This window comes from Streptomyces sp. NPDC001108 (genome assembly GCF_053598535.1).
In genome coordinates this window covers 209,497-232,691 of sequence record NZ_JBSFKL010000010.1, presented here as the reverse complement: position 1 = coordinate 232,691, position 23,195 = coordinate 209,497, and the positions used below count along the sequence as shown (strand labels likewise).

General features: G+C 71.1%; 20 protein-coding genes and 1 pseudogene. 9 read left to right on the top strand and 12 right to left on the bottom strand.

Annotated features, from left to right (window positions below; genetic code table 11):
• The first annotated feature begins 39 nt into the window (after nucleotides 1-39).
• Complete coding sequence (locus tag ACWC97_RS23195) at nucleotides 40-519, top strand: ATP-binding protein (protein WP_450651312.1); 480 nt, start codon at nucleotides 40-42, stop codon at nucleotides 517-519.
• A 109-nt stretch (nucleotides 520-628) separates the two neighbouring features.
• Nucleotides 629-1,207: a putative immunity protein gene (locus ACWC97_RS23190; protein ID WP_450651310.1), complete on the top strand. Its 579-nt coding sequence runs from the start codon at nucleotides 629-631 to the stop codon at nucleotides 1,205-1,207.
• Here the strand turns inward: ACWC97_RS23190 and ACWC97_RS23185 are convergent.
• The 3 genes from ACWC97_RS23185 to ACWC97_RS23175 form a co-directional block, all read right to left on the bottom strand.
• Entirely contained in the window at nucleotides 1,182-2,183 is a 1,002-nt protein-coding gene (locus ACWC97_RS23185; RefSeq protein WP_450651308.1) for a linear amide C-N hydrolase, read from the bottom strand. The genes ACWC97_RS23190 and ACWC97_RS23185 overlap by 26 nt on opposite strands.
• An 80-nt stretch (nucleotides 2,184-2,263) precedes the next feature.
• Nucleotides 2,264-3,151 carry an aldo/keto reductase gene (locus ACWC97_RS23180; protein ID WP_450651306.1) on the bottom strand — a complete coding sequence of 296 codons (888 nt, stop codon included), beginning with the start codon at nucleotides 3,149-3,151 and terminating at the stop codon, nucleotides 2,264-2,266.
• Between the two features lie 174 nt (nucleotides 3,152-3,325).
• Complete coding sequence (locus ACWC97_RS23175) at nucleotides 3,326-3,952, bottom strand: GNAT family N-acetyltransferase (protein ID WP_450651304.1); 627 nt, start codon at nucleotides 3,950-3,952, stop codon at nucleotides 3,326-3,328.
• A gap of 156 nt (nucleotides 3,953-4,108) precedes the next feature.
• On the opposite strand from ACWC97_RS23175, the gene ACWC97_RS23170 reads away from it, so the two are divergent.
• Complete coding sequence (locus tag ACWC97_RS23170; RefSeq protein ID WP_450651302.1) at nucleotides 4,109-4,666, top strand: AAA family ATPase; 558 nt, start codon at nucleotides 4,109-4,111, stop codon at nucleotides 4,664-4,666.
• 119 nt (nucleotides 4,667-4,785) lie between these two features.
• On the opposite strand, the gene ACWC97_RS23165 is transcribed toward ACWC97_RS23170, so the two are convergent.
• Nucleotides 4,786-6,312, bottom strand: coding sequence for an FMN-binding glutamate synthase family protein (locus ACWC97_RS23165; RefSeq protein WP_385207296.1), 1,527 nt, complete (start codon nucleotides 6,310-6,312; stop codon nucleotides 4,786-4,788).
• A 401-nt stretch (nucleotides 6,313-6,713) separates the two neighbouring features.
• On the opposite strand from ACWC97_RS23165, the gene ACWC97_RS23160 reads away from it, so the two are divergent.
• Nucleotides 6,714-9,296, top strand: a complete 2,583-nt coding sequence (locus ACWC97_RS23160) for a bifunctional FO biosynthesis protein CofGH (RefSeq protein WP_450651299.1) — start codon at nucleotides 6,714-6,716, stop codon at nucleotides 9,294-9,296.
• A gap of 109 nt (nucleotides 9,297-9,405) precedes the next feature.
• On the opposite strand, the gene ACWC97_RS23155 is transcribed toward ACWC97_RS23160, so the two are convergent.
• Nucleotides 9,406-10,470: a cobalamin-independent methionine synthase II family protein gene (locus tag ACWC97_RS23155; RefSeq protein WP_450651297.1), complete on the bottom strand. Its 1,065-nt coding sequence runs from the start codon at nucleotides 10,468-10,470 to the stop codon at nucleotides 9,406-9,408.
• A 290-nt stretch (nucleotides 10,471-10,760) separates the two neighbouring features.
• Between ACWC97_RS23155 and ACWC97_RS23150 the strand changes: the two genes are divergently transcribed.
• Nucleotides 10,761-11,876, top strand: a complete 1,116-nt coding sequence (locus ACWC97_RS23150) for an ADP-ribosylglycohydrolase family protein (protein ID WP_352278094.1) — start codon at nucleotides 10,761-10,763, stop codon at nucleotides 11,874-11,876.
• 151 nt (nucleotides 11,877-12,027) lie between these two features.
• Here the strand turns inward: ACWC97_RS23150 and ACWC97_RS23145 are convergent, their stop codons facing one another.
• Complete coding sequence (locus tag ACWC97_RS23145; RefSeq protein WP_352278096.1) at nucleotides 12,028-12,810, bottom strand: SDR family oxidoreductase; 783 nt, start codon at nucleotides 12,808-12,810, stop codon at nucleotides 12,028-12,030.
• Nucleotides 12,811-12,901: 91 nt separating this feature from the next.
• On the opposite strand from ACWC97_RS23145, the gene ACWC97_RS23140 reads away from it, so the two are divergent.
• On the top strand, nucleotides 12,902-13,762 hold the full coding sequence (locus ACWC97_RS23140) for a hypothetical protein (protein WP_352278098.1): 861 nt from the start codon (nucleotides 12,902-12,904) through the stop codon (nucleotides 13,760-13,762).
• A 132-nt stretch (nucleotides 13,763-13,894) separates the two neighbouring features.
• On the opposite strand, the gene ACWC97_RS23135 is transcribed toward ACWC97_RS23140, so the two are convergent.
• The 3 genes from ACWC97_RS23135 to ACWC97_RS23125 form a co-directional block, all read right to left on the bottom strand.
• The gene (locus ACWC97_RS23135) at nucleotides 13,895-14,101 is read right to left on the bottom strand and encodes a DUF397 domain-containing protein (protein WP_450651295.1); all 207 of its coding nucleotides are present in this window, start codon (nucleotides 14,099-14,101) and stop codon (nucleotides 13,895-13,897) included.
• Between the two features lie 329 nt (nucleotides 14,102-14,430).
• Complete coding sequence (locus ACWC97_RS23130; protein WP_352278101.1) at nucleotides 14,431-15,297, bottom strand: helix-turn-helix domain-containing protein; 867 nt, start codon at nucleotides 15,295-15,297, stop codon at nucleotides 14,431-14,433.
• A gap of 226 nt (nucleotides 15,298-15,523) precedes the next feature.
• Complete coding sequence (locus ACWC97_RS23125; protein ID WP_352278103.1) at nucleotides 15,524-16,246, bottom strand: GOLPH3/VPS74 family protein; 723 nt, start codon at nucleotides 16,244-16,246, stop codon at nucleotides 15,524-15,526.
• A 194-nt stretch (nucleotides 16,247-16,440) separates the two neighbouring features.
• On the opposite strand from ACWC97_RS23125, the gene ACWC97_RS23120 reads away from it, so the two are divergent.
• Together ACWC97_RS23120 and ACWC97_RS23115 are read left to right on the top strand one after the other, a co-directional pair.
• Nucleotides 16,441-19,032 (top strand): serine hydrolase, encoded by a 2,592-nt coding sequence (locus tag ACWC97_RS23120; protein WP_450651292.1) that lies wholly within the window; start codon nucleotides 16,441-16,443, stop codon nucleotides 19,030-19,032.
• Between the two features lie 329 nt (nucleotides 19,033-19,361).
• A complete protein-coding gene (locus tag ACWC97_RS23115) occupies nucleotides 19,362-21,200 on the top strand; it encodes an MFS transporter (RefSeq protein ID WP_450651290.1) in 1,839 nt (612 codons plus the stop codon).
• 270 nt (nucleotides 21,201-21,470) lie between these two features.
• Here the strand turns inward: ACWC97_RS23115 and ACWC97_RS23110 are convergent, their stop codons facing one another.
• Entirely contained in the window at nucleotides 21,471-21,731 is a 261-nt protein-coding gene (locus tag ACWC97_RS23110; protein WP_450651288.1) for a cold-shock protein, read from the bottom strand.
• Between the two features lie 69 nt (nucleotides 21,732-21,800).
• Here ACWC97_RS23110 and ACWC97_RS23105 point away from each other — a divergent pair.
• Nucleotides 21,801-21,902, top strand: a pseudogene (locus ACWC97_RS23105) (tyrosine-type recombinase/integrase); the annotation flags it as partial.
• A gap of 277 nt (nucleotides 21,903-22,179) precedes the next feature.
• Here the strand turns inward: ACWC97_RS23105 and ACWC97_RS23100 are convergent.
• Both ACWC97_RS23100 and ACWC97_RS23095 read right to left on the bottom strand, forming a co-directional pair.
• Nucleotides 22,180-22,377 carry a hypothetical protein gene (locus ACWC97_RS23100; protein ID WP_450651286.1) on the bottom strand — a complete coding sequence of 66 codons (198 nt, stop codon included), beginning with the start codon at nucleotides 22,375-22,377 and terminating at the stop codon, nucleotides 22,180-22,182.
• Nucleotides 22,378-22,397: 20 nt separating this feature from the next.
• Nucleotides 22,398-23,153, bottom strand: coding sequence for a GntR family transcriptional regulator (locus ACWC97_RS23095; protein ID WP_450651284.1), 756 nt, complete (start codon nucleotides 23,151-23,153; stop codon nucleotides 22,398-22,400).
• Nucleotides 23,154-23,195: the final 42 nt, after the last annotated feature.

The following is a 23,195-nucleotide window of genomic DNA, read 5'->3' as shown; positions in this document are numbered from 1 at the left end:
CGCTGTTCAGGGCGGGTTCGAGCGGACACGCTGAGTCACATGAATGCGGAAATCACCCTCTCGGGCAACGAGTTCGTCCAGCGCTTCAGCACCACCCGCCGGGGGGCCAGGCTCGCTCGCCGTCTGGCCGCGCAACAGCTCGCGACCTGGGGTGTGCCGTTCGGGACGGGGCTCTCCGACGATGTGGCCCTGGTCGTCGCCGAGCTGACGGCCAACGCCGTGCTGCACGGGAACGTGTCCGGGCGGGACTTCGAGCTGAGGCTGCTCGCGCTGCCGCACTCGGTCCGGGTCGAGGTCTCCGACTCCCGGGGCGAACGCATTCCTGAGCTCGGTCTTCCCGACGCGGAGGCCGGTTCGGGGTACGGGCTCCATCTGGTGGCGGCGCTCTCCCGCACCTGGGGCGTCCGGCCCCGGATCGTCGGCAAGACGGTGTGGGCGGAGGTCGTGGCGGAGACGGGCGGGGGTGAGGGGGTGCGGGTGGCGGCTGCGGAGGCGGAGCGTTCGGTGGCTGGTGGGTGAGGCGGGGGCGGGCCGTTGTGTTTCCGCGTGTGCGGGGGGCGGTTGGTGCGGGTGGGGACGGATCGCCTCGCGATTCGGCGGTGTCGGCGTCTTCAGCGAGGATGGGGCGGTGACTGACGAGGTGAACGAGATCGTTCTGAGCAAGCAGGACCTCCGCGAGGTCACCGCGTTCGCCGCGCTGTGCGCCGAGGGCGTGCTCGCGGTGTTCGAGGCCGACCAGCCGGGCGACTCCCGGCCCCGGGACGCCATCGACGCCGCGTGGACGTTCGCCCGGGGCGGCGAACGCGGCAAGGCCCTGCGCGACACGGCCGCAGGCGCACTCAAGGCGGCCCGCGCCACGTCGAGCGCGGCGGCGCGCGAGGCGGCGTGGGCGGCGATGTCCGCGGCGGGCTCTGCCTACCTGCACCCGCTCGCCAAGGCCACCCAGGTCAAGCACATCCTCGGCGCCGCCGCCTACGCCGCCCACGCGACGGAACTGGCCTCAGCCGAAGGGGAGATGGGGGATCGCCGCGTTGAGGAGCTGGCGGGGCGCGCGACGCCCGCCGTCATCGACGTACTGCGCCGGTACCTGACCGCCCCGGCCGGGGGTGGCCGGGTCGGCGAGCTGATCCGCGTACTCGACGCGGCGCTCCGCGCCCGTACGGACTCGCCGGGGGCGGGGGCTACCTCGGCGCTCGGGCCGGAGTGAACTCGCCCGTCACGTTGCCGACGTGATCGGGCTCGGTCGCCACGTCCAGCAGGAGCTCCGGCCGGCCCTCGGAGAAGTCCAGCTGCGACAGCTCGACCCACACCACGTTTGGGCTCGTCGTCGACTCGTAGAAGTACCGCCCATCGGTGAGGTCGGCGACGGTGCGCCAGCGGGTGGTCGAGATGTTCGGCCGCACCTCGTCCGCCGTACCGAACGGGGCGGAGGCGTTGCGGATCACGCTGAACATGTACGCCGTGGCCTCGCGCATGTCCGAGGTCGCCGGGAGCCGCGCGGAGTAGTACGCGGCGCGGGCGAAGCGGTCCGGCGAGTCGACACCGCCCGGCAGCGGTTGGTCGCCGCCGAGTCCCACGTACCGCTTCTGGAGCTCCAACTGTTCGTCGAACCATGGCGAGTTGGCCATGACCGTGTACTGCTCGCCGTGGCGTACGACCGCCTTTCCGCCCCGGAATTCGATGACCGCCGAGTCGCCGTTCCGGTCCGCGAGCGCCACGTGCGCGGTCCCCGGCCGCCCGCCGACGGTCTCCGGGACGAGCTGCACGTTCCGGTCCGTGAACTCCCTGACCGCGTCGTCCACGGTGCCGAAGCGGTCGAGCAGCCACTGGATCGCCCAGTACAGCTCGATCCCGGGGCGGGAGGTGTCGCGCTCGCCGTACTCCGACTCCGAGAGGTAGAGCCCGCTGGCCTGAAACCCGGCCTCGTTGATCCCGTCGACCGCGGCCCTGCGGTACATGAGCGCGACGACGCTGCCGTACTCCGAGGTCCAGGTGAAGTTGCCTGGGTCATCGGGCGTGCTGGGCGTGCTCCAGCGCTCCTCCCCGCGCGGACGCACCGCCAAGACCGTGTCCGTGTCCTGATACCAGTCCATGCTCCGGCCGACCAGTACGTTGCCTTTGTCGGGGCCGCCGTGCGCCATACGGGTGGAGCCCAGCGACGACCACAGGATGCGTGTACACATGCTTCGCATTCTGGACATCTCGGGTGGTGTGGTGAGGATTGACCGGGCGGTGTTCACCTGATCGGTGCGTGCTTCGGCGCTTAGCTGGTCAGCGAGGGCCGGGGGTGGCCGGGGTGGTCGATCGCGTCGAGCAGCCGAAGCTCGTCCTCCGACAGGCGGAGTGTCCTCGCCGCCACGTTGTCCGCGAGGTGCTCCGGGTCGCCCGTTCCCGGGATGACCAGCACATGGGGGCCCTGGTGCAGCGTCCATGCCAGGCGGACCCGCGCGGGTGAGACGCCGTGCGCACGGGCCACGGCGCGCACCTCGTCGTGCTCTGCCCCGACGGCCCCGGCCTCGCGCCCCTCCCCGGCGACGGAGAAGAACGGCACGAACGCGAGGCCCCGCGCCGCGCAGAGCCGGAGCATCTCCTCCCCGCCGCGCGTGTCGACGCCGTAGCGGTTCTGGACGCAGACCACCGGTGCGATCTCCTGCGCCTGGGCCAGGTGCTCCGGGCGTGCGCCGGAGAGCCCGAGGTGGCGGACGAGCCCCGCCTCGCGCAGCTCGGCCAGGGCGCCGAAGTGCTCGCTGACGGAGTCCTGGCCCATGAGGCGCAGGTTGACCAGGTCGAGGTGGTCCCGGCCCAGTTGGCGGAGGTTCTCCTCCACCTGGCCGCGCAACTGGTCCGGCCGGGCCGGTGTGGCCCACGCGCCGTCCGCGTCCCGGGCCGGGCCGACCTTTGTCGCGATGACCAGCCCGTCCGGATACGGCGCGAGCGCCGAGTTGATCAGCTCGTTGGCCGAGCGCAGCGGGGAGAAGTAGAAGGCCGCGGTGTCGATGTGGTCGACGCCGAGTTCGACCGCGCGACGCAGGAGCCGGATCGCCCGGCCCCGGTCGCTGTGCGAGCCCCGGTCGAAGGCGGTCCTGCCGGTCAGGCGCATGGCGCCGAACCCGACACGGTCCACCCGCAGATCACCGAGTGCCCATGCCATCCCCGACCGCCCCTCGTTCCGCTCCGCCTGCCGCATGGGTTCCGACAACTCCCCGACTCCCCTCCGCCCGGCCGGTTCCCCCAGCCGTCCGCCGCGGACGGTTCAGGATGCGGCGGCCCTGGAGTATGCGCAGGCGAGGAGCGTCGCGGGAAGGCGTGGAGGGTGAGGGGAACGTCACCGTGAATTCGGGAATCCCGGCGGACCGGGGCGAGTTGAAGGAGAGGTGGGAAGCGGGCGTGCGGGCGCCGCGTAACAGCGGATCGTCACCGTCTGGTGCGGGCTCCACCGCTGCTCGACGGTGTCCAGCAGCTCCCAGCCCAGCCGCTCGTACAGGGCCGCCGCCGCCGTGTCGGACGCGACGACGTCGAGTACCGGATGCAGCCCGTGCCGGTCCGCCTCCGCCACGGCCCGGTCGATCAGCAGCGCGCCGATCCGCCGCCCCCGCGCCCACGGGGCGACGAACAGCCGGCCGACGACGGCGGCCCTGCCGCGCTCCACCCCGTTCCGCCCGCTCCACAACACCGGGGCCACATCGCCGCTGCTTTCTCGCGACAGGCTGATGTGACCGGCGAGGCGGCCGTCGAGGTGGCCGCCGAGTTCGGCGACCCACGCGCCCAGCACGGGCCCGTCCGACAGCCACGCGTCCGGCCTCTCGGGCCAGTTCACCGGGTAGCCGTTACGGCGGTGGACCTCCGCGAGGACACGTACGCAGGCGTCCAGGTCGGCGTCCGTCCTGGGCCGGACGAGCGGGTCCGGGCTCTCGGCGGGCAGGGGGAAGCTCTCGTTGTTCGTTCCGGTCATTCCGGCAGGGAAACACAACACGCGCGGCCACACCCGCTCTTTCACCGGCGTACGTGTCGGCCGTACGTGCTGGCCGTACCTGCCGGCTGTCGCGGCGCGCCGCCGTCAACCGCGGCTATCCTCCACGGGCCTTGACCACTCACGTTGGAGAACCGAATGAGCCTGGACCTGGTGTCCGTCGACCGTGAGCCCGCCGCCGGGGCCGTCCTCCTGACCGGCATACCCGGGAGCGGGAAGTCGACTGTGGCGGCGGCGCTGGCCGGACGGCTCCGGATGTCGGCCCACATCGAGGTGGACGGCCTCCAGGAACTGATCGTCAACGGCGGCCAGTGGCCCACCCCGGCCGCGAACCCGGAGGCCGACCGGCAGATCCTCCTGAGGGCCCGCCACGCGTGCCTGCTGGCCGACAGCTTCGTACGGGCGGGATTCCTGCCGGTGCTCGACGACGTCGTGGTCCGCCGGTCCCACCTCGACTTCTACCGCGCGACGATGCGGACCACGCCGTTCCATGTCGTCGTCCTGGCTCCCGGCCCCGCAGTGGCCCGGCAGCGCAACCAGGCCCGGGAGAAGGCCCTGACCACGGACTGGTCGCCCCTGGACGAGGCGATGCGCACCGAGCTGGGCCAGGAAGGCATCTGGATCGACAACGCGGCGCTGACCGTCGACGAGACGGTCGGGGCGATTCTCTCCGCGACCGGTCTGGCCGACGCCTGAACCGTCCGACCGGCTGTCCTTGAGTGGACAGCCGGTCGGCGGTGATCAGTCGGTTGCTGGACGGTCGGTGCTGGTCAGCGGGTTGCTCGTCAGCCAGTTGCTGTTCAGCCGGTTGCTGTTCAGGCGGTCGGGTCGGCGGTGAGGAGCGCGGTGATCTCCTGGGCGAGCTCCGTGCCGAGCTCGCCCCAGCCGTTCTTGTAGCCGTAGACGCTCGCCAGCGTGCGGGCCTCGTAGTCGCCGTTCATGATCTCGATGTCGTCGGCGGTGATGAGCGACGGGTGGGCGACGCCGACCGCGCTCGACACCTTCAGCAGCTCCTTGCGCAGGGTGCGCAGGTAGACGGCGGCCCGGGTGGACTTCGAGGGGGCGTCCACGCCGCGCACCAGCCACGGGTTCTGGGTGGCGATGCCGGTGGGGCACTTGTCGGTGTGGCACTTCTGCGCCTGGATGCAGCCGATGGACAGCATCGCCTCGCGGCCGACGTTGATCATGTCGACGCCCAGCGCGAAGGCCACGGCCGCGTTCTCCGGCAGACCGAGCTTGCCGGAGCCGATGAAGGTGAGCCGGTCGGTCAGCCCGTGCTCGGCGAACGTGCCGTAGACCCGGGAGAAGCCCATCCGGAACGGCAGCGACACCGAGTCGCTGAAGATCAGCGGCGCCGCGCCGGTGCCGCCCTCGCCGCCGTCGATCGTGACGAAGTCGACCCCGCGGTCACCGGGCGCCATCAGCGTGGCCAGCTCCTGCCAGAACCCCATCTCGCCCACCGCGCTCTTGATCCCGACCGGCAGACCGGTCTCGGTGGCGAGCAGCTCCACGAAGTCGAGCATCGAGTCGACGTCGTGGAACGCCGTGTGCCGCGAGGGCGAGGCGCAGTCCTGCCCGGCCGGGATACCGCGGATCGCGGCTATCTCGGGGGTCACCTTCGCGCCCGGCAGCATTCCGCCGAGCCCCGGCTTCGCACCCTGGGAGAGCTTGATCTCGATCGCCCGGACCGGGGCCCCGGCGACGACCTGCTTCAGCTTGTCCAGGTCGAAGTTGCCGTCCGCGTCACGGCAGCCGAAGTACGAGGTCCCGATCTGGAGGACGAGGTCGCCGCCGTTGCGGTGGTACGGGGAGAGGCCGCCCTCGCCCGTGTTGTGCATCGTCCCGGCCAGCGCCGCGCCCTTGTTCAGCGCCGTGATGGCCGCACCCGACAGCGAACCGAAGCTCATCGCCGATATGTTGACGACGCTCGCCGGACGGAACGCCTTGGCGCGCCCGCGCGGACCGCCCAGGACCTTGGCCGAGGGCAGCGGGGACTGCGGGTCGTGGAGATCGGGCAGCGCGTCGGCGAACGTGCGCTGCTTGATGTACGCGTGCCCCTGTACATGCTCGACGTCCACGTCCGTGCCGAAGCCGAAGTAGTTGTTCTCCTCCTTCGCCGACGCGTAGATCCAGGTGCGCTGGTCACGGCTGAACGGGCGCTCCTCCTCGTTGGAGGTCACGACGTACTGCCGCAGCTCCGGCCCGATCGTCTCCAGCAGGTAGCGGGCGTGCCCGACGACGGGGAAGTTTCTGAGGAGTGCGTGCTTCTTCTGGACGAGGTCGCGGGCCGCGACCACCGCCAGTGCCGTCGCGGCCGCCGCACCGATGCTCCGAGCGCGCATGAAACGTTCCTCTCCTCCGGCTGTCCGACCCCCCGTCCCCCTAGCGGTACGGAGAAAGGCCGTGGGCGCTGTCCCGCCGGACCGGACCGGACCTGGCGGGGTCGACCGTCCGACGACGAAACGACACACCATAGCCCCGAGGTTTTGTGCGCGAACGGACGGGGCGGCCCCGCTGACCCACCGCGCGGCCCGCCGGTCCCGCGACACCGTCGAAGACCCCCCGCCCGCTCACCGGGTCCACGACGCCACCGCCGCCCACGACGCCGTCGCCCGCCGCGACACCACCGCCATCCACGACGCTGTTTTCGAAGCACGGCAGCCGCTTCCGCCTTGGCGAGGCGGCCCCGAACGCCACAGAGGCCCTGGTCCGGGGGGCGCGCCCCGCTCGTATGCTCGGGACCATGACGGATCAGCAGCACGGACGCCCGACCACCAACGCCATGCGGCGCGCCCTCAAGCGGGCCCGCGACGGTGTCGCCCTCGACGTGACCGAGGCCGCCGTGCTGCTCCAGGCGCGGGGCGACGACCTCACGGACCTCGCGGCCTCCGCCGCCCGGGTCCGGGACGCCGGTCTTGAAGCGGCGGGTCGGCCGGGCGTCATCACGTACTCCCGGAAGGTCTTCATCCCGCTCACCCGGCTCTGCCGCGACAAGTGCCACTACTGCACCTTCGTCACCGTCCCCGGCAAGCTCCGCCGCGCCGGACACGGCATGTTCCTGTCGCCCGACGAGGTGCTGGCCATCGCCCGCGAGGGCGCGGCCATGGGCTGCAAGGAAGCGCTGTTCACGCTCGGGGACCGGCCCGAGGACCGCTGGCCCGAGGCGCGGGAGTGGCTGGAGGCCGAGGGGTACGACGACACCCTCGCCTACGTACGCGCCATGGCCATCCGGGTCCTGGAGGAGACCGGCCTGCTGCCGCACCTCAACCCCGGCGTGCTGACCTGGACCGACCTCCAGCGGCTCAAGCCCGTCGCCCCGTCCATGGGGATGATGCTGGAGACGACGGCGACCCGGCTCTGGTCCGAGCCCGGCGGCCCGCACCACGGCTCCCCGGACAAGGAACCGGCCGTGCGGCTGCGGGTGCTGGAGGACGCCGGACGGTCCAACGTGCCGTTCACCACCGGCATCCTGATCGGCATCGGGGAGACGTACGAGGAGCGCGCCGACTCGCTCTTCGAGCTCCGCCGCACCGCCCGCGCCTACCACGGCATCCAGGAAGTCATCGTGCAGAACTTCCGGGCCAAGCCGGACACCGCGATGCGCGGCATGCCCGACGCCGAGCTGGAGGAGCTGGCCGCCGCGATCGCCGTGGCCCGGCACATCCTCGGCCCGTCCGCCCGCATCCAGGCCCCGCCCAACCTCGTCGACGCCGAATACGCGCTCCTCATCGGCGCGGGCATCGACGACTGGGGCGGCGTGTCACCGCTCACCCCCGACCACGTCAACCCCGAGCGCCCCTGGCCGCACATCGACGAACTCGCCGCCAGGACCGCCGAATCCGGCTTCACGCTCCGGGAACGCCTCACCATCTACCCGGAGTTCATCCAGCGCGGCGAACCCTGGCTCGACCCTCGGCTGCTGCCGCACGTACGCGCGCTCGCCGACCCGGAGACCGGGCTCGCCCGCGAGGACGCGACACCGGCCGGGCTGCCCTGGCAGGAGCCCGACGAGCAGTTCGGCGCGTCCGGCCGCACAGACCTCCACCGCACCATCGACACCGAGGGCCGCACCGGCGACCGCCGCGAGGACTTCGACGAGGTGTACGGCGACTGGGAGGCGCTGCGCGAGGCCGCCGCCCCCGGCATGGTGCCCTCCCGCATCGACACCGACGTACGCCACGCGCTGAGCCAGGCCGCCGACGACCCGACGAAGCTCACCGACGAACAGGCCCTCGCCCTGCTCCACGCGGACGGCCCGGCCCTCGACGAACTCTGCCGGATCGCGGACACCCTCCGCCGCGACGTGGTCGGCGACGACGTCACGTACATCGTCACCAGGAACATCAACTTCACCAACGTCTGCTACACCGGCTGCCGGTTCTGCGCCTTCGCGCAGCGCCGCACCGACGCCGACGCGTACACCCTCTCCCTGGACCAGGTCGCCGACCGGGCCGCCCAGGCGTGGGACGTCGGCGCCGTCGAGGTCTGCATGCAGGGCGGCATCCACCCGGACCTGCCCGGCACCGCCTACTTCGACATCGCGCGGGCGGTCCGGGAGCGGGTGCCCGGCATCCATGTGCACGCCTTCTCACCGATGGAGGTCGTCAACGGGGCGACCCGCACCGGCATGTCCGTACGGGACTGGCTCACCGCCGCCAAGGAGGCCGGGCTCGGCTCCATCCCCGGCACGGCGGCCGAGATCCTGGACGACGAGGTCCGCTGGGTCCTCACCAAGGGCAAACTGCCCACCGCCACCTGGCTGGACGTCGTCCGGACCGCCCACGAGGTCGGCCTGCGCTCCTCCTCCACGATGATGTACGGCCACGTCGACCAGCCCCGCCACTGGCTCGGCCACCTGCGGACCCTGGCCCGGCTCCAGCAGGAGACCGGCGGGTTCACCGAGTTCGTGACCCTGCCGTTCATCCACACCAACGCACCGGTCTACCTCGCGGGCATCGCCCGGCCCGGCCCGACCGACCGGGACAACCGGGCGGTCACCGCGATGGCCCGGCTGCTGCTGCACCCGCACATCACCAACATCCAGACCAGCTGGGTCAAGCTCGGCACCGAGGGCGCCGCCGAAATGCTCCGCTCCGGCGCCAACGACCTGGGCGGCACCCTGATGGAGGAGACCATCTCCCGGATGGCGGGCTCCGGCTACGGCTCGTACCGCTCGGTCCAGGACCTGGTCGCCATCGCCGAACGGGCCGGCCGCCCGGCGAAGCCGCGCACCACGCTGTACGGGGAGGTCCCCGAGGAGCGGGTGGCGGCGGCCGCCGCGTCGGACGGGCACCTTCCGGAACTCCTGCCGGTCCTGCCCGACTGACGGAAACGGCGGAACGGCGGAACGTCGGAACGGCGGAGCGTCGGCGGAACGAAAGACGGGGCGCCCGGTCTTCCTACGACCGGGCGCCCCGTCCTTCCGCCACGCGGCCCTACAACCCCAGTTCCGCCGCGGCCAGCGCGGTGCCCTCGACCCGGGCGCGGATCTTGGCGAACGCGGTCTCCCGCGAGGTCGACCTGTCATCGGCGAAGGGGGCGAACCCGGCGTCGTCGCAGGTACCGAGCCGGTCCGCCGGGAGGTGGCGGGCGGCCGTCAGGACCCGGTCGCGGACCTCCTCGGCCGTCTCCACCCGTGGATCGAGCGGATCGGTCACACCGACGAAGACCCGGACCCCGGAGGGCAGGTGCTCGGCGACGATGCGCAGGACCTTCTCCGGGTCCGGCTCGCTCGCCAGCTGGAGGTAGAAGTTGCCCGCGGTGAGCCTGAACAGCTCCGGCAGGAGCCCGGCGTAGTCCACGTCGAGGCTGTGGGTGGAGTCCTGGTCGGCGCCGGGGCCGGTGTAGACGCCGATCCGGGCCCGCTCCTCCTCGCCGAAGCGGGCCAGCACCCTGTTGTTCAGCTCCACGAAGTCCCGCAGCACGCCACCGCTCGGGTCCAGCTTCAACGCCAGACGGGCCTCCTCGAAGTCCAGCTGGACCACGTGCGCCCCCGCGTCCAGGCAGCCCCGGATGTCCTTCTCCGCCTCGTCCACCAGGTCGGCGAGGAACTGCTCGCGGGGGTAGCCGTCGATCCCGGCCGGCGGGTAGAGCAGGCTCAGCGCCGAAGGGGTGACGACCGCCTGCTTGACCGGCACGCCCGCCTGCTGCCGCGCCGCCCGCAGGTACTCCGCCGCGTACGTCCGGTACCGGAACGGCCCCCAGGCGAGCGCGGGGAGCTGCCGCTGATGGCCGTCGGCGAACGGAAGGACCACACCGTCGGGGGAGAGGTCCGGGAGCCCGTCGACCGGATAGGTGAGGAAACTGGGCTTGGCCTGCTCGCCGTCGGTCACGACGGGCGAGCCCGCCGCCTCCAGACTCCGTACGGTCTCCGCGACGGCGTGGGACCGGACGTCCGCGAACGCGGCCTCGTCGAGCTCCCCGGAGCGGAAGGCGGCGAGGGCGCCGAGCAGCTCGGGGGAGCGGGGGATGCTGCCGATGGGTTCGGTGGGGATTGCCATGGCGGCAGCGTAGGAGGACCGGCCGGGCGAAACTCCGCGTATGGGAGGAGATGCCTGATACTTCGGCCTCTTTCCGGGCATGGGCGCCGCCGTGGTTGACGCCCGGCTCCAGGCGCCCGGCTCCAGGCGCCCGGCTCCGGGCGTCCGGCAGGCCAAAAACGACCTGCCGGACGACCGTTGCCATACCCACGCGTACCCGCTTCCGCGGCCCTCTACCGACGGTTCCTGTTCGATTACAGTGCTGCGCAGTCGCAGGCGGGCCGGAAAACGGCCCGGCGGGGGAGGGCACGGTGAGTGCAGGAACCACGGCCGTGTGGGGCCGTGCCGAGCAGCAGGACTTCCGCAGCCGGGTGCGCGGCGCGCTGCTCGGCGGGGCCATCGGGGACACCCTCGGGGCGGCCGTCGACCGGCTCGCCCTGGAGGAGATCCGGGAGGCCCACGGCACCGACGGCGTCACCGACCTCCTGCCCGTGCACGGCACCCGGGGCACCGTCACCGCCGTCACCCAGCTCGGCCTCTTCACCATCGACGGACTGATACGCGCCCAGGTGCGCCGCGACATCGGAGCCTGGCACCCGCCCACCGACATCCACCGCGCCCACCTGCGATGGGCGGCCACCCAGCACGACTGGGGGCCCGACGAACGCCGCGAGGACAACGGCTGGCTCGGCCGCCAGGAATGGCTCTACGCCCGCCGCGACCCCACCCGGGAATGCCTGATGGGCCTCGGCGACACCACCATGGGCACCCTCGACCGGCCCAAGAACCCCGACGCACGGGACGCCGCCCCCCTCACCCGCTCCGTCCCCTTCGGGCTCCTCGTCGGCTGGGAGCCGCAACTCGTCCTCCAGCTCGCCGTCGAGTGCGCCGCCCAGACCCACGGCCACCCCACCACCCTGCTCGCGGCCGGCGCCCTCGCTGTCCTCGTCCACGGGCTGACCCGGGGCGAGACACTCGACGGCTCCATCCAGCACACCCTGGCCCTGATCGCCGAACGCCCCGGCCACGAACCCGTCACCGAAGCCCTGAAACAGGCCCTCGGAACGGTGCGCCAGGGCATCCCCGGGCCCGCCCTGATCGAGTCGCTGGGGGCCACCGACGCGGCGGAGGAGGCCCTCGCGGTCGCCGTGTACTGCGCGCTGGTCGGCGAGGACGTCCGGCACGGCCTCCGGCTGGCCGTCAACCACGGCGGACCGTCCGCCACCACCGGGGCCCTGTGCGGGGCGCTGCTCGGGGCCCTGCACGGCGAGACCGCCCTGCCGCCCGCCTGGCTCGCCGAACTGGAGGGCCGGGCCACGGTGCTGGAGCTCGCCGACGACTTCGCCATGGAGATGACGCAGGGACCCGCCCTGCACGGCCCGGCCGCCGCGGCCCCGGGCTGGCTGAGCCGCTACCCGCGCGCCTGAACGACCATTTCCGAACCGGGGCGGCGTGCTTGTCGTCCTTGTCGTCCTTGAGCCGCGCCGTTGTCCTCTTGAACCGGGCCGTCGTTCTTGAGCCGCGCCGTTGTCCTCTTGAACCGGGCCGTCGTTCTTGGGCCCGGCCCGCCGCGCCCGGCTACCGCATCAGCTCACCCGCGTTGACCAGCAGCGACTGCCCGGTGATCGCCCGCGCCCGGTCCGAGGCCAGAAACGCGACGGCCTCCGCGACATCGCCGTCCGTGGCCGGTTCCGGGAGCGCCATGCGCTCGGTCAGCCTGCCCAGCACCTCCGCCTCGGGCACCCCCTCGCGCCGCGCCGTCGCCCGTACGAACCCCTGCACCGGCGGCCCCCACATCCAGCCCGGCAGCACCGTGTTCACCCGGATCCGATGCGGCCCCAACTCCTGGGCCAGGGAGTACATGGCCGAGGTCAGCGCCCCCTTCGAGGCCGCGTACGCCGCCTGCCTGACCTGCGTCGGCGCGGCCACCGCGGACTGCGTACCGATGATCACCACCGCCCCGCCCCGCTCCTTGAGCGCGGGCAGACAGGCCCGGGTCATCCGCAGCGTGCCGAGCAGATTGACGTCCAGCACCGACCGCCAGGCGTCGAGATCGGCGTCCTCGATCCCGCCGAAGTGGCTGTCCAGCGCGGCGACATGGACCACCGCGTCGATCCGCCCGAACCGTTCCACCGCCAGCGCGGCGAGCGCCCCGCACCGCTCCTCGTCGGTGATGTCGGTGGGCAGCGAGGCCGTGTGCCGGCCGTCCGGGTCGATCTCCGCCGCCGACCGTTCCAGATTCGCCGCGGTCCGCGCCCCCAGCACCGCGTTGCCGCCGTCCCGCACCACCGCCGCCGCGACCCGGTGCCCGAGCCCCGGCCCCACTCCCGACACCACGACGGTCTTCCCCGCGAGCAACATCGACGGCCTCCCGACACACCCTGGCAGTTCTTCTGACGGTGCGTCAGAGTAGAGCGCCGCCACGGAGTACGGAAGGGCAGGAGTGAACGTCATGAGCGAGGAGACACCGGCCGGGGGTACCCGGAGCGAGACCTACGCCGAACTGGCCGCGCTGGGCCCGTACGGGGTCCGCCCCGGCCATGCGCTGATCACCATGGTCGAACCGCACCCGGGCCAGGAGTACGCGTACAACCGCTGGTACGAGGACGACCACTACTACGCGGGCGCGATGGCCATGCCCTGGATCTTCGCGGGGCGGCGCTGGGTGGCCACCCGGGCGCTCCAGGAGCTGCGATACCCGGAGACCTCGGCGGTGGCGCGGCCGGTCACGGCGGGCTGCTACCTGTCGACGTACTGGGTGACGGAGGGGCGCTACGACGACCACATGCGGTGGACCGTCGGCATCAACCGGAGGCTGAACCAGGACGGCCGGGTCCACCAGGCCCGTACGCACGTCTTCACCGCGTTCCAGGACCACGAGGCGACGGTCTACCGGGACGGAGCGGCGGGCCCCCGGGACTTCCACGCCCTCGACCACCCGTACGCGGGGCTGGTCCTCGAAGTCGTCGACGCGGAGGGGCCCGAGCGGCGGGCCGAACTGCTGGAGTGGCTGCGCACCCGGCACCTGCCGAAGCGGCTGGCCGGCTCACCGGCGGCGATGGTGACGGTCTTCCGCCCGACGCCGCTTCCCGGCGACCGGATGAGCTACGTGAAGCAGGTGGAGGGCGTCGACACCCGGCTGACCCTGCTGTGGTTCCTCCAGCGTGAGCCGGGGGAATGCTGGGCGGAACACTTCACCGGGCTCGACGCGGAGGTCGCCGAGTCCGGCCTGGGAAGGGTGGAGCTGGTGGCGCCGTTCATCCCGACCGTGCCGGGCACCGACCTCTACGTCGACCAGCTACGCCGCACCTGACCGGCGAAACCTGACCGGCGAACTCCGCCCGCACACACGCGCATCGGCCCTCTCGGCCAGGACGGCGGACCGGTCGAGAGGGCCGACGGCGGCACCCCGGGTGATGCCGCTGCGCGAACGGGGGCGCACCGGTCAGGCGTCGACGCCGCTCCCGGCGACATCCCGCACGAAGCGGTTCCACGCGGCGGGAACGAAGGTGATCGAGGGGCCCTCGGGGGCCTTCGAGTCACGCACGGAAATCGCCCGCACCAAGGGGGACCTGACTTCGACGCAGGCGCCGTTGCCCCCGGAATACGAGGACTTCGTCCACTGGTCCGTAGCACCCTGACGAATGGCCATGTTCACTCCGGTTCTGAAGAGTCGCGCGATGTCCGGAATCACTGTTCCGGCTGGTCTGATCGACGCTACTCGCCAAGCCCCTGGCGCAAAGGAGGCGTTCACTCGACCGAGTGGTGTGTACCAATAAGATCTTCCGTCCGGGAGGGGCGGCGGTGTACCTTGCGGCCACCCCTCCCGCAGCATTACTCCATTGTCGGCAATCCGGACAATCGGTCGCAGAATCCTCCGCGGAATCCACTGCGGAATCCTCCGAAGAATCCTTCGTCGAATCAGCCACGGAATCGGCCGTGAAGCCGACCGTGGAGCCGGTCGTGGAGTCGGCCGTGGAATCAGCCGTCCAGGTCCGTGTACTCCTTCGCGATCCCGGCGATGAAGTGCCGGGTCTGCTCGACATTCAGCGACTGCGCCCGAAGGTGCTCGTACATGACGCTGTAGAGCTGGACGTCGTTGCCCTTCTCCAGGTAGAGATCGCTGGTGACGCCCTCGATATAGACAACGCTGGAATCCGCGGCGTCCGGGAATTCCAGAATGGCGTACTGCCCGTTGATGCCGGGGTGCGCGCCCATGTCGAACGGGAGCACCTGCACGGTCACGTGCGGCAGGTGGGAGAGCTCGATGAGCTGCTCCAACTGCTCGATCATCACCTGCTTGTTGCCGACCGTACGGCGCAGCGCGGACTCGTCGATCACCGCCCAGAGCCGCAGCGGGCTCTCCGGGTCGGTGATCCGGTCCTGACGGCGGGCCCGGACGCTGACGCGCTTGTCGATCTCGCTCTGCGGGGCCTCCGGAAGGGCTCCGTTGATCAGTGCCTCGGCGTAACTCCTGGTCTGCAGAAGGCCGGGGACCACCTGGGGTTCGTACACCCGCAGCGATTCCGCGTCGGTCTCCAGACCGATGTAGACGCTGTACGGGATGTCTCCGAACGCGTGCCACCAGCCCTGCTGGCGCGAATCCTTGGCCATCTGCATGAGCGAGTCGACGACCCGCTGGTCCTCGACCTCGTAGACGCCGCAGAGATCGCGTACATCGCGCTGGCTGATGGAACGTCGGCCGTTCTCCAGACGGCTGATCTTCGACTGCGAGACCAGCAGGCGCTCCGCCACCTCTTCGGCCGTCATGCCCTTGAGTTCGCGCAGGCGGCGCAATTCCTGGCCCAACCGGCGTCGTCTGACGGTGGGATTGACGTTGGACGGCACGGAAACGGCACCTCCGGCTATGTAGCTGTGCGTATCTACTGCTGAGCAGATTGCCACCCGTCTGCCCCGCCGCGCTGGGAAATGGCCATACGAATGTGCGCGGGGCAACCGTGGTTGACGATTGCCCCGCGCTCGGTGCGGCTCCCGAACCGGGTCTGTGACGACGGCGCGGCGGTATTCGGTTGAGTGCTGGTGCTGGTGCTGGTGCTGGTGCGGTGCTGCGGGCCTAGTGGGCGGCGGCGCGTGCCATGGTGCTGCGGCGTGATCGCGACGGCGCTTGCGGCTGCAACGGAACTCCGGCCGCCTGACTGCGGCGCGGCTGTGCGGCCGCCCCGTTCTGGACGTCCATCACGGCGTGCGCCACGAGTCCGCCCATGGGGTCGTGCCTGATCAGGTCCCGGAGCCTGGAGCGCGACGAACGCCCCTCGTTCCCGGGGTAGAGATGCTTGCCGAGACCGACCGAGTGGGCCAGCGCGGCGAGCGCCGCGGTCCGCGGGTCCGGCGGTACGCCGGTGCGGATCGCACTGTCCAGCCTGGTCCTGATGTCCCGGCTGATCGCCGTGTCCGTCGCCTGGTAGCGAGTTGTCGGCAGCACTCCGCACATCTGGCCCGCCACGGCATGCACCATGCCGCACCGCTCCAGGTGCGCGAGGTAGATCTGACGCAGCCCCAGCCGGGGCCCGCCGATCCAGTGGACCGCCCGAACCGGGCTGCCGCGTCGGCGCAGCAGTTCCAGTGCGGAGTCCAGAGTTGGATCTCCTGTCGGCCGTGGCATCACCACGGCGATACGATCCCCGTCAGGGGCTATCCGTCCTGCCAGAGCCAGCTCTACTAGCTGGGCTCCGGCGAGGCCGAGGTCGAGCGACTGCGGCTGCGCTGTGGTACCCGTGGCCGGGTCCAGAGCGAGCAGCAGAAGCTCCTCCGGAATTGTTCTGCGGCTCCTGCCCATCCATGCCTCCCCGCGTGGATGAATGACAGGGTGACCCCTCTCACATTGGTCTGTCGAGAGTGCCAGGGTGCTTTGCGTGGGAACCAGTAGGTATGTCGTTCTCGTCTAGCAGCCGGGCCAGTGGTTCACCACGGGACACTGGTAGATGGTTCGGACAGCGCGGGGGGTTCCCGCGCCGTATGGAGGAGGCATCGGTGGCGGGCGAGTCCCCCGACAAGTCGGAGCAGCAGAAGTCGTCGGGAACGGCTCGGAGCGAGAGCGATCCGCGACTTGCCGTCTTCCGTGAAGGACCCGCCGAGCGGACGGGGTCCGAAGACGCGGGGGCCGACGAAGGGGCATCCGGGAAGCCGGACACGGCCACGGCGGTCTTCGGTACGAAGCCGACGGCCGGCGAGGGCAAGACGGACACGGCCACGGCCGTCTTCGGTACGAAGCCGACGGCCGACGAAGGCAAGACGGACACGGCTACGGCGGTCTTCAGTACGAAGTCGGTGAAGGACGACGCCTCCCAGGACGCTGAGGGCGTGCCCGGGGGCGACGAGGGCGTCTCCGAGGGTGGCGAGGACGGCTCCGGGGACGGCGAGGACGTTTCCGGGAGCGCTGCGGACTCCGAGGGCGCGGAGGGGGCCGCCGGGGCGGCCGATGCCGGAACGGGCGCCAAGGGGCCGGACGCGGCTCCTGAAGCCTCTGAGGGCGTTGCGGGGCGCGAGGAGGAGGCAGAGGGCGAGGCGTCCTCCGTTGCTTCTGACGCTTCCGGCGACGCCGGGACCACTTCCCGCGAGAAGGAGCCGGAGCCGGAGGCGGAGGTTAAGGCGGAGGCCGACGCCGACGACAAGCCCGAGCCCAAGCCCGAGCCTGTGACGAAGGCCGAGGAGCCCGAGAAGGCCGAGGAGCCCGAGAAGGCCGACGCCAAGTCCGCTGCGAAGCCCGAGGCCAAGGCCGACTTGAAGGCCGACGCCCAGGCCGACTCGGAGGCCGAAGAGAGCGCCGCCGAGGACAAGGCCGAGCCGAAGCCCAAGGACGAGGACAAGGACAAGGGCGAGGAAGCGGGCAAGGACAAGGCCAGGGACGACGCCGCCGACGCCGACGACAAGCGCGCCGACGCCCGCGCGGACGCGGACACCGACACCGACGACAAGCGTGGCGTCGACCAGCCGACCGCCATCTTCCGGGCGCCCGCCCCCCGGGTCGACCAGCCGACGACCGCGCTCAAGATCGCCGCCCCGCCGGAGTCGAAGGCCGCGACGAAGTCCGGAACGAAGCCCGGCGCGAAGGCGGACGCGGAGTCCGCGTCGAAGCCGGAGGGCGCCCCCGGGCGGACCAGCACGTTCGTCCCCCTGCGCGGCGACGACGTACCCCAGGCCAAGACGCCCACGCCCGCGCCCGCGTCCGCGTCCGTGCCCGCGCCGGGCCGGCCGGGAGCGCCCGCCGGGGCGGCCACGGCGGAGCCCGCCTCGCTGGCCCCGGCCGAGCGGACCACGCAGCAGCCAATGCCGCCCAAGGCGCCGCTCGACCTGCTGGCCGAGCTGACGAACACGCCTCCGCCGCCGGAGACGCCGGTCCGTACCGCCGTCCGCAGGGTCAAGATCTGGACGCCGCTGGTCCTGCTCCTGCTGATCGTCTTTGCGATCGTGCAGATGGTGCGCCCGCTGCCGACGCCCGAACCGAAGCTGTCGGTCGATCCGGCCTACACCTTCAGCGGCGGCCGGCTGAACCTCACCTGGCCCGAGCAGGGCCAGTCCGCGGTGACCGTGGACGGCGTCGGCACGATGGGCAGCGCGGGCGCGCAGAAGCCCGCGCCCATCGCCAGTGTCGCCAAGGTCATGACGGCGTACGTGATCCTCCAGGGCCACCCCCTCAAGGGCAAGGAGGAGGGCGAGAAGATCACCGTCGACCAGCAGGCCGAGGACGAGTCCAACCGTGACGACGAGTCGACGGCGCCGATCAAGAAGGGGCAGCAGTTCACGCAGAAGCAGCTCCTCCAGCTGCTGATGATTCCCTCCGGCAACAACGCGGCACGGCTCTTCGCCCGCTGGGACGCCCCGTCCGAGAAGGAGTTCGTGGCGAAGATGAACGCCGCGGCCAAGGACCTCGGCATGACGAACACGACGTACACCGACCCCAGCGGTCTGGACAAGGGCACCGTCTCCACCGCCGAGGACCAGCTCAAGCTGGCGCGGGCGGTCATGCAGAACGACGTGTTCCGGGGCATCGTCGACACCCCGCAGATCAACATCCCGGGGATCGACCAGACGATCTACAACAACAACACGATCCTGCTGGAGCCCGGGGTGAGCGGCATCAAGACCGGCTCGTCCACCCCGGCGGGCGGCAACCTGCTCTGGTCCGCGAACACCGTGGTCGACGGTAAGAAGCTGTGGATCTACGGCGCCGTCATGGGCCAGCAGGCGGGCACCGGCCAGCCGTACGACAGCCTGAAGATGTCCCTGGACAACAGCCTTGAGCTGATCAAGGACGCGCAGAAGGCCGTCACCTCCGCCCGGGTCGTGAAGAAGGGCGACGTCGTCGGGTACGTGGACGACGGGCTCGGCGGCCACACCCCGCTGGTCGCGACCCGCGATCTGAAGGCCAAGGGCTGGCCGGGGCTCAAGGTCGAGCTGTCGGTCTCGAACAACGGCAAGGAGATCCCGCACGAGGCGGCCGCGGGCACCGAGGTGGGCGTGGTCACGGTCGGGACCGGGCCCGGCATGGTCAGCGCACCGGTGGCCCTCCAGAGCGACCTGAAGTCCCCCGGCGTCAGCCAGAAGCTGACCCGCATCAGCTGACCCGCATCAGCTGATACGGACCGGCTGACCCGGGCCGGCTGATCCGCATCGGCTGATCCGGATGGGCCGGGCCCTCGGGCCCGTACCACCTGTGTCCCGTACCACCCGTGCCCCGCAGCGCCCGACGCGCTGCGGGGCACGGGTGCGAGGCCCACCCGGTCATTTCCGGGCAAGCTAATTCCAGACGGCTGTTTTCGGCCATTAAAACGGTGCGTGCTAGCGTCCCGGAGACAACGTGTGGATGCTGGGGCGCGTCTTCCGGCAGACAAGGCCCGCGCGGTACGCCGTCGGCTCCGATCATGGTCCGGACAAGGACGGGGAGATGCGCAGTGACCACTGCTGAGCCGAGACGGGCGGAGCCCGCCGCGGAGGCGAAGAGCACCGTGGAGAGCACACCACCCGCCGCGGAGAACACGAAGCGCACCGGCGACCGCACTCCGCCGTCCCCCTCCACCGGATTCACGCACTGGTGCCGCAGCCACCCGGTCCTGCTGACGACGATCGTCGCGGCCGTCGCGCACGTGCTCTGGTTCTTCCTCGGCGCCAACAGCGGCGGCGACCTCGCGGCCCAGGACGCCTGGGCCGAATTCGTCGGGCGGCACCCCGGCACCGCGTACAACCTCGCCTGGTACGGGGGCATGCACCCCGTGTCGTACAGCGTGGTCTCGCCGTACGTGATGTCCGTGCTCGGCGTGCGGACCACGATGATGATCGCCGGGACGGTGTCGGCGGCGCTGACCGCGCTGATCCTGGTCCGGGTCCGGGCCGTCCGCAACCCGCTGGCCTGCTCGTTCGCCGGGGTCTTCGCGTACCTCTGCAACGCGCTCTCCGGGCGGGTCACCTTCGGGCTCGGCATGATGTTCGCGGTCGGCGCCACGGCCGCGGTGTTCTGCTGGCCGCACCGCTGGCGGTACAAGCGGTGGGCCAAGGCGGCCGTCGCCGCGCCGCTCGCCGGGCTGGCGACCGCGAGCAGTCCCGTGGCCGGACTCTTCCTGGGCGTGGTCGCCGCCGCGCTCTTCCTGCACAAGCGGCGCCCCGGCGCGTACGCCATCGGGCTGGCCCCGGTCGCGGTGGTGGCGCTGTCGGCGCTGCTGTTCCCGTTCTCCGGTACGCAGCCGATGTCGATCGCGACGCTCTCGCTGCCGTTCCTCTTCTCGGCGCTCGTCTTCGTCCTGGTGCCGCGCGACTGGCGGACGGTGCGCACCGCCGCCGCCGTGTACGGGATCGGGACGCTGCTCACGTACGTCATCGACTCGCAGATCGGGTCGAACATCACGCGGATGGCGATGCTGTACGCCGGAGTGGTGCTGCTGGCCGCGCTGCCCTACGCCGCGCCGCGCTCCCGGCGCTGGTACGCGCTGGTCATCGCGTTCGCCGGACTGAACTTCTGGATCGGCTTCAAGAGCGTCGACGACATCGTCCGCACCGCCCCCACCGCCTCCTGGGCGCGCGAGCTGGCCCCCCTCGTCCACCAGCTGCAACAGGTCGGCGCGGAGAAGGGCCGGGTCGAGGTCGTCCCCGCCAGCAGCCACCGCGAGGCGTCCGCGCTCGCCCCGTACGTCAACCTGGCCCGCGGCTGGAACCGGCAGGCCGACATGGAGCGCAACCCGCTCTTCTACGACGACACCCTGAACACCGCGAACTACCGCCAGTGGCTCGACCGCTGGGCCGTGCACTACGTGGTGCTGCCCAAGGGCAGGCCCGACTCCAGCGGCGCGGTGCGGGAGGCGGAGCTCGTCGACGGGGGACTGCCGTACCTGAAGCCGGTGTGGTCCGACAGCAACTGGCGGCTCTACGCGGTGGAGAGCCCGGTGCCGCTGGCCGACCCGCCGGCGACGGTGGACCGCGCGGGCGCGGGCGAACTGACCATCCACGTGAAGAAGCCGGGTCGGGTCCTGATCCGCGTCCCGTACTCGCGCTGGCTCGCCCTCATCGACGCCGAGGGCCGGAGCGTGGAGCGGCCGCAGGAGACCGAGGAGTCCAAGCGGCGCACGGACGACGGCACCCCGCGCACCTTCGTCAACACCAACGGCTGCCTCCTCAAGGTCGAGGAGGACGCGGACGGCGACGAGTGGACGGAACTCCTCGCCCCCCGCGCCGGCATCTACCGCCTGGGCGCCCCGTACCAGATCTCCCCCGGCACCCCCTGCCCGGAGGAACTGCGCTGACGCCGCCACCCGGGGCGCACCCGTATCGTCAGTGGCACCCGCGTCGGTCCGCGCCGACGCCGTATTCCTGACAGAGAACAGCGAAGGCGAAGGCGCCTGGACTGAGAAGCCCAGCCGGGGCGAGTGCCTCACCGCCGACCGTCGTCAGGGCGGGCCGCCACCGAGCGGTGCAGGGTGCCGGACCGGCGTTGAACGGCGGGTCGTTTGATCCGGCCCCGGTTGCTTCGACAGGCGGCCGACGTTCGCGGCCGTTGACGCCAGGTGCGGATGTCAGACGGACTTGGGGGTGATGCTGACCGCGCGGTAGTCGTACCCGTCCTGCTTGAACCCGGGGGCTTCCCAGACGAGATCCACCTGTTGCCCCGGTGTCAGCGTGCGGAATCCAGGTGCCTGAATGTCGGCGTAGTGGCCGAAGCACCCTCCCGGCGTCTCGGACGAGTCCAGCACACCCCACCCCTCCTCGTCGCGCCACTCCCGCACCGTCGCGGTCACGCCCGCAGTGACCTTGCGGGTCACCTTGCGACGACTCATCTGCCTCTCCCCTCAGCCGACCCACAAGATCATAAAAGGCCCGACCGGCAGGCCGACGGTTCACGACGCCCCCATGGCACGCCCCCGCTACTCACGATGACCGGAGTGGCGCCCGGGCTGGTGATGGAGATCCTGGTCCACTCGCAGATCAGCATCACCATGGACGTCTACTGAGGAGGCGCCTCGCTCGACAGCGACCGGCGCTGTTGAGTCAGGTCTGAACACCAGAAGGGGCCATCGCCGAGAATCCGGAGGTGGACCCCTTCTGAACTGGTGCCCCCGGCAGGATTCGAACCTGCGACACCCGCTTTAGGAGTTCGATCTACGCCCGCCCCCGGGGCCGTCGACGGCTGGTCCGACGGTCGCCCGGGGGCGCTGTCGTATGCCGCTGTTCGGGCTCGTTGATGTCAGCGGTGGATGTCAGGTTCCTTCGCCTGGTCTGTCTTCTCTAGGGCCGACGATAGGCAGACGCGTCGACGCCATGCTCAGGCGTCCTGCTGAAGGTCACGTAAGTGGGGTGCTCGGGATCGCCGACCTCCATGAGGGCGAACAGATCCAGGTCATGGTTCGCGAACCGATGCAGGTACTGAAGGAACAGCTCCAGTTCCTCGTCGGACAACCGTTCCTCGTGCCGCTCATTGCGCATGTGCTGCCCGCCTTGTTCGGCTATCGATTGATGGGAATCTCGTAGACGACCTCGCACAAGGCGGAGGGCACCACAATGTCGGCCGTCTCCACGGGACGCCCTTCGTCGCTGTAGTACGTGCGTCGGATGTGCGTGACGAGTGCGGCCTTCTGGATGCCGAGTAGCGACGCTTCCTCGGCGGTTGCCTGCCTCGGCTCGGGCTGCTCCACTGAATGGCTGACGGTGATCCCGATTGTGGCCATACGGTTCACGACGCCCTGCCCCGCATGGGGCCCTCCTTCGGGCAGGACGATGAGAGTGCCGGCGGTGAGGTCGTACGGCTCCCAGCTCGTCGACAGCTGCACCGGCCTGCCGTCCGCCAGGAACTCGTACGCAGTGCGCACGCACAACTCGCCCTCGGTGATGCCGAGTCGCGTCGCGATGTCTGCGGGGGCCGGCACTTTGGCGTCTGTCCGGCTCTCCCAATCCCCTTGTCTGCCCACGGCCTTCATGTCGGTCCGGAAGGGTGACCCGGTCGTCTGCTCGCGCGCCGACGACCGCACCACCCGCACCCGCTGTCGGGGCTCGGCGACATAGGTACCGGAACCGGCGCGACCCTCCAGCACTCCTTGGGAGATCAGCAGCTCCTGTGCCCGGCGGACCACGTTCTCGCCCACGCCGCACTCCTGGCCGATCTGAGACCGGGAAGGCAGGCGGTCTCCCGGCTCCCACACGTGCTCAACGATCCGCCGCCGGAGTTCGTCGGCGATGCGGAGATAGGGCGGCTGCTCAGGCATATGGAAAATCTAGTCCACTAGCTCTAACCTAGTTAACTAGCT

Excerpts from the sequence above, each read along its gene's own strand:
- ACWC97_RS23165 (WP_385207296.1), bottom strand. The coding sequence starts at position 6,312 with ATGCGCGCTCGGAGCATCGGTGCGGCGGCCGCGACGGCACTGGCGGTG.
- ACWC97_RS23110 (WP_450651288.1), bottom strand. The coding sequence starts at position 21,731 with ATGAGTCGTCGCAAGGTGACCCGCAAGGTCACTGCGGGCGTGACCGCG.
- ACWC97_RS23180 (WP_450651306.1), bottom strand. The coding sequence starts at position 3,151 with ATGGCATGGGCACTCGGTGATCTGCGGGTGGACCGTGTCGGGTTCGGC.
- ACWC97_RS23100 (WP_450651286.1), bottom strand. The coding sequence starts at position 22,377 with ATGCGCAATGAGCGGCACGAGGAACGGTTGTCCGACGAGGAACTGGAG.
- ACWC97_RS23155 (WP_450651297.1), bottom strand. The coding sequence starts at position 10,470 with ATGGCAATCCCCACCGAACCCATCGGCAGCATCCCCCGCTCCCCCGAG.
- ACWC97_RS23195 (WP_450651312.1), top strand. The coding sequence starts at position 40 with ATGAATGCGGAAATCACCCTCTCGGGCAACGAGTTCGTCCAGCGCTTC.
- ACWC97_RS23185 (WP_450651308.1), bottom strand. The coding sequence starts at position 2,183 with ATGTGTACACGCATCCTGTGGTCGTCGCTGGGCTCCACCCGTATGGCG.
- ACWC97_RS23175 (WP_450651304.1), bottom strand. The coding sequence starts at position 3,952 with ATGACCGGAACGAACAACGAGAGCTTCCCCCTGCCCGCCGAGAGCCCG.
- ACWC97_RS23160 (WP_450651299.1), top strand. The coding sequence starts at position 6,714 with ATGACGGATCAGCAGCACGGACGCCCGACCACCAACGCCATGCGGCGC.
- ACWC97_RS23135 (WP_450651295.1), bottom strand. The coding sequence starts at position 14,101 with ATGGCCATTCGTCAGGGTGCTACGGACCAGTGGACGAAGTCCTCGTAT.
- ACWC97_RS23140 (WP_352278098.1), top strand. The coding sequence starts at position 12,902 with ATGAGCGAGGAGACACCGGCCGGGGGTACCCGGAGCGAGACCTACGCC.
- ACWC97_RS23095 (WP_450651284.1), bottom strand. The coding sequence starts at position 23,153 with ATGCCTGAGCAGCCGCCCTATCTCCGCATCGCCGACGAACTCCGGCGG.
- ACWC97_RS23125 (WP_352278103.1), bottom strand. The coding sequence starts at position 16,246 with ATGGGCAGGAGCCGCAGAACAATTCCGGAGGAGCTTCTGCTGCTCGCT.
- ACWC97_RS23145 (WP_352278096.1), bottom strand. The coding sequence starts at position 12,810 with ATGTTGCTCGCGGGGAAGACCGTCGTGGTGTCGGGAGTGGGGCCGGGG.
- ACWC97_RS23170 (WP_450651302.1), top strand. The coding sequence starts at position 4,109 with ATGAGCCTGGACCTGGTGTCCGTCGACCGTGAGCCCGCCGCCGGGGCC.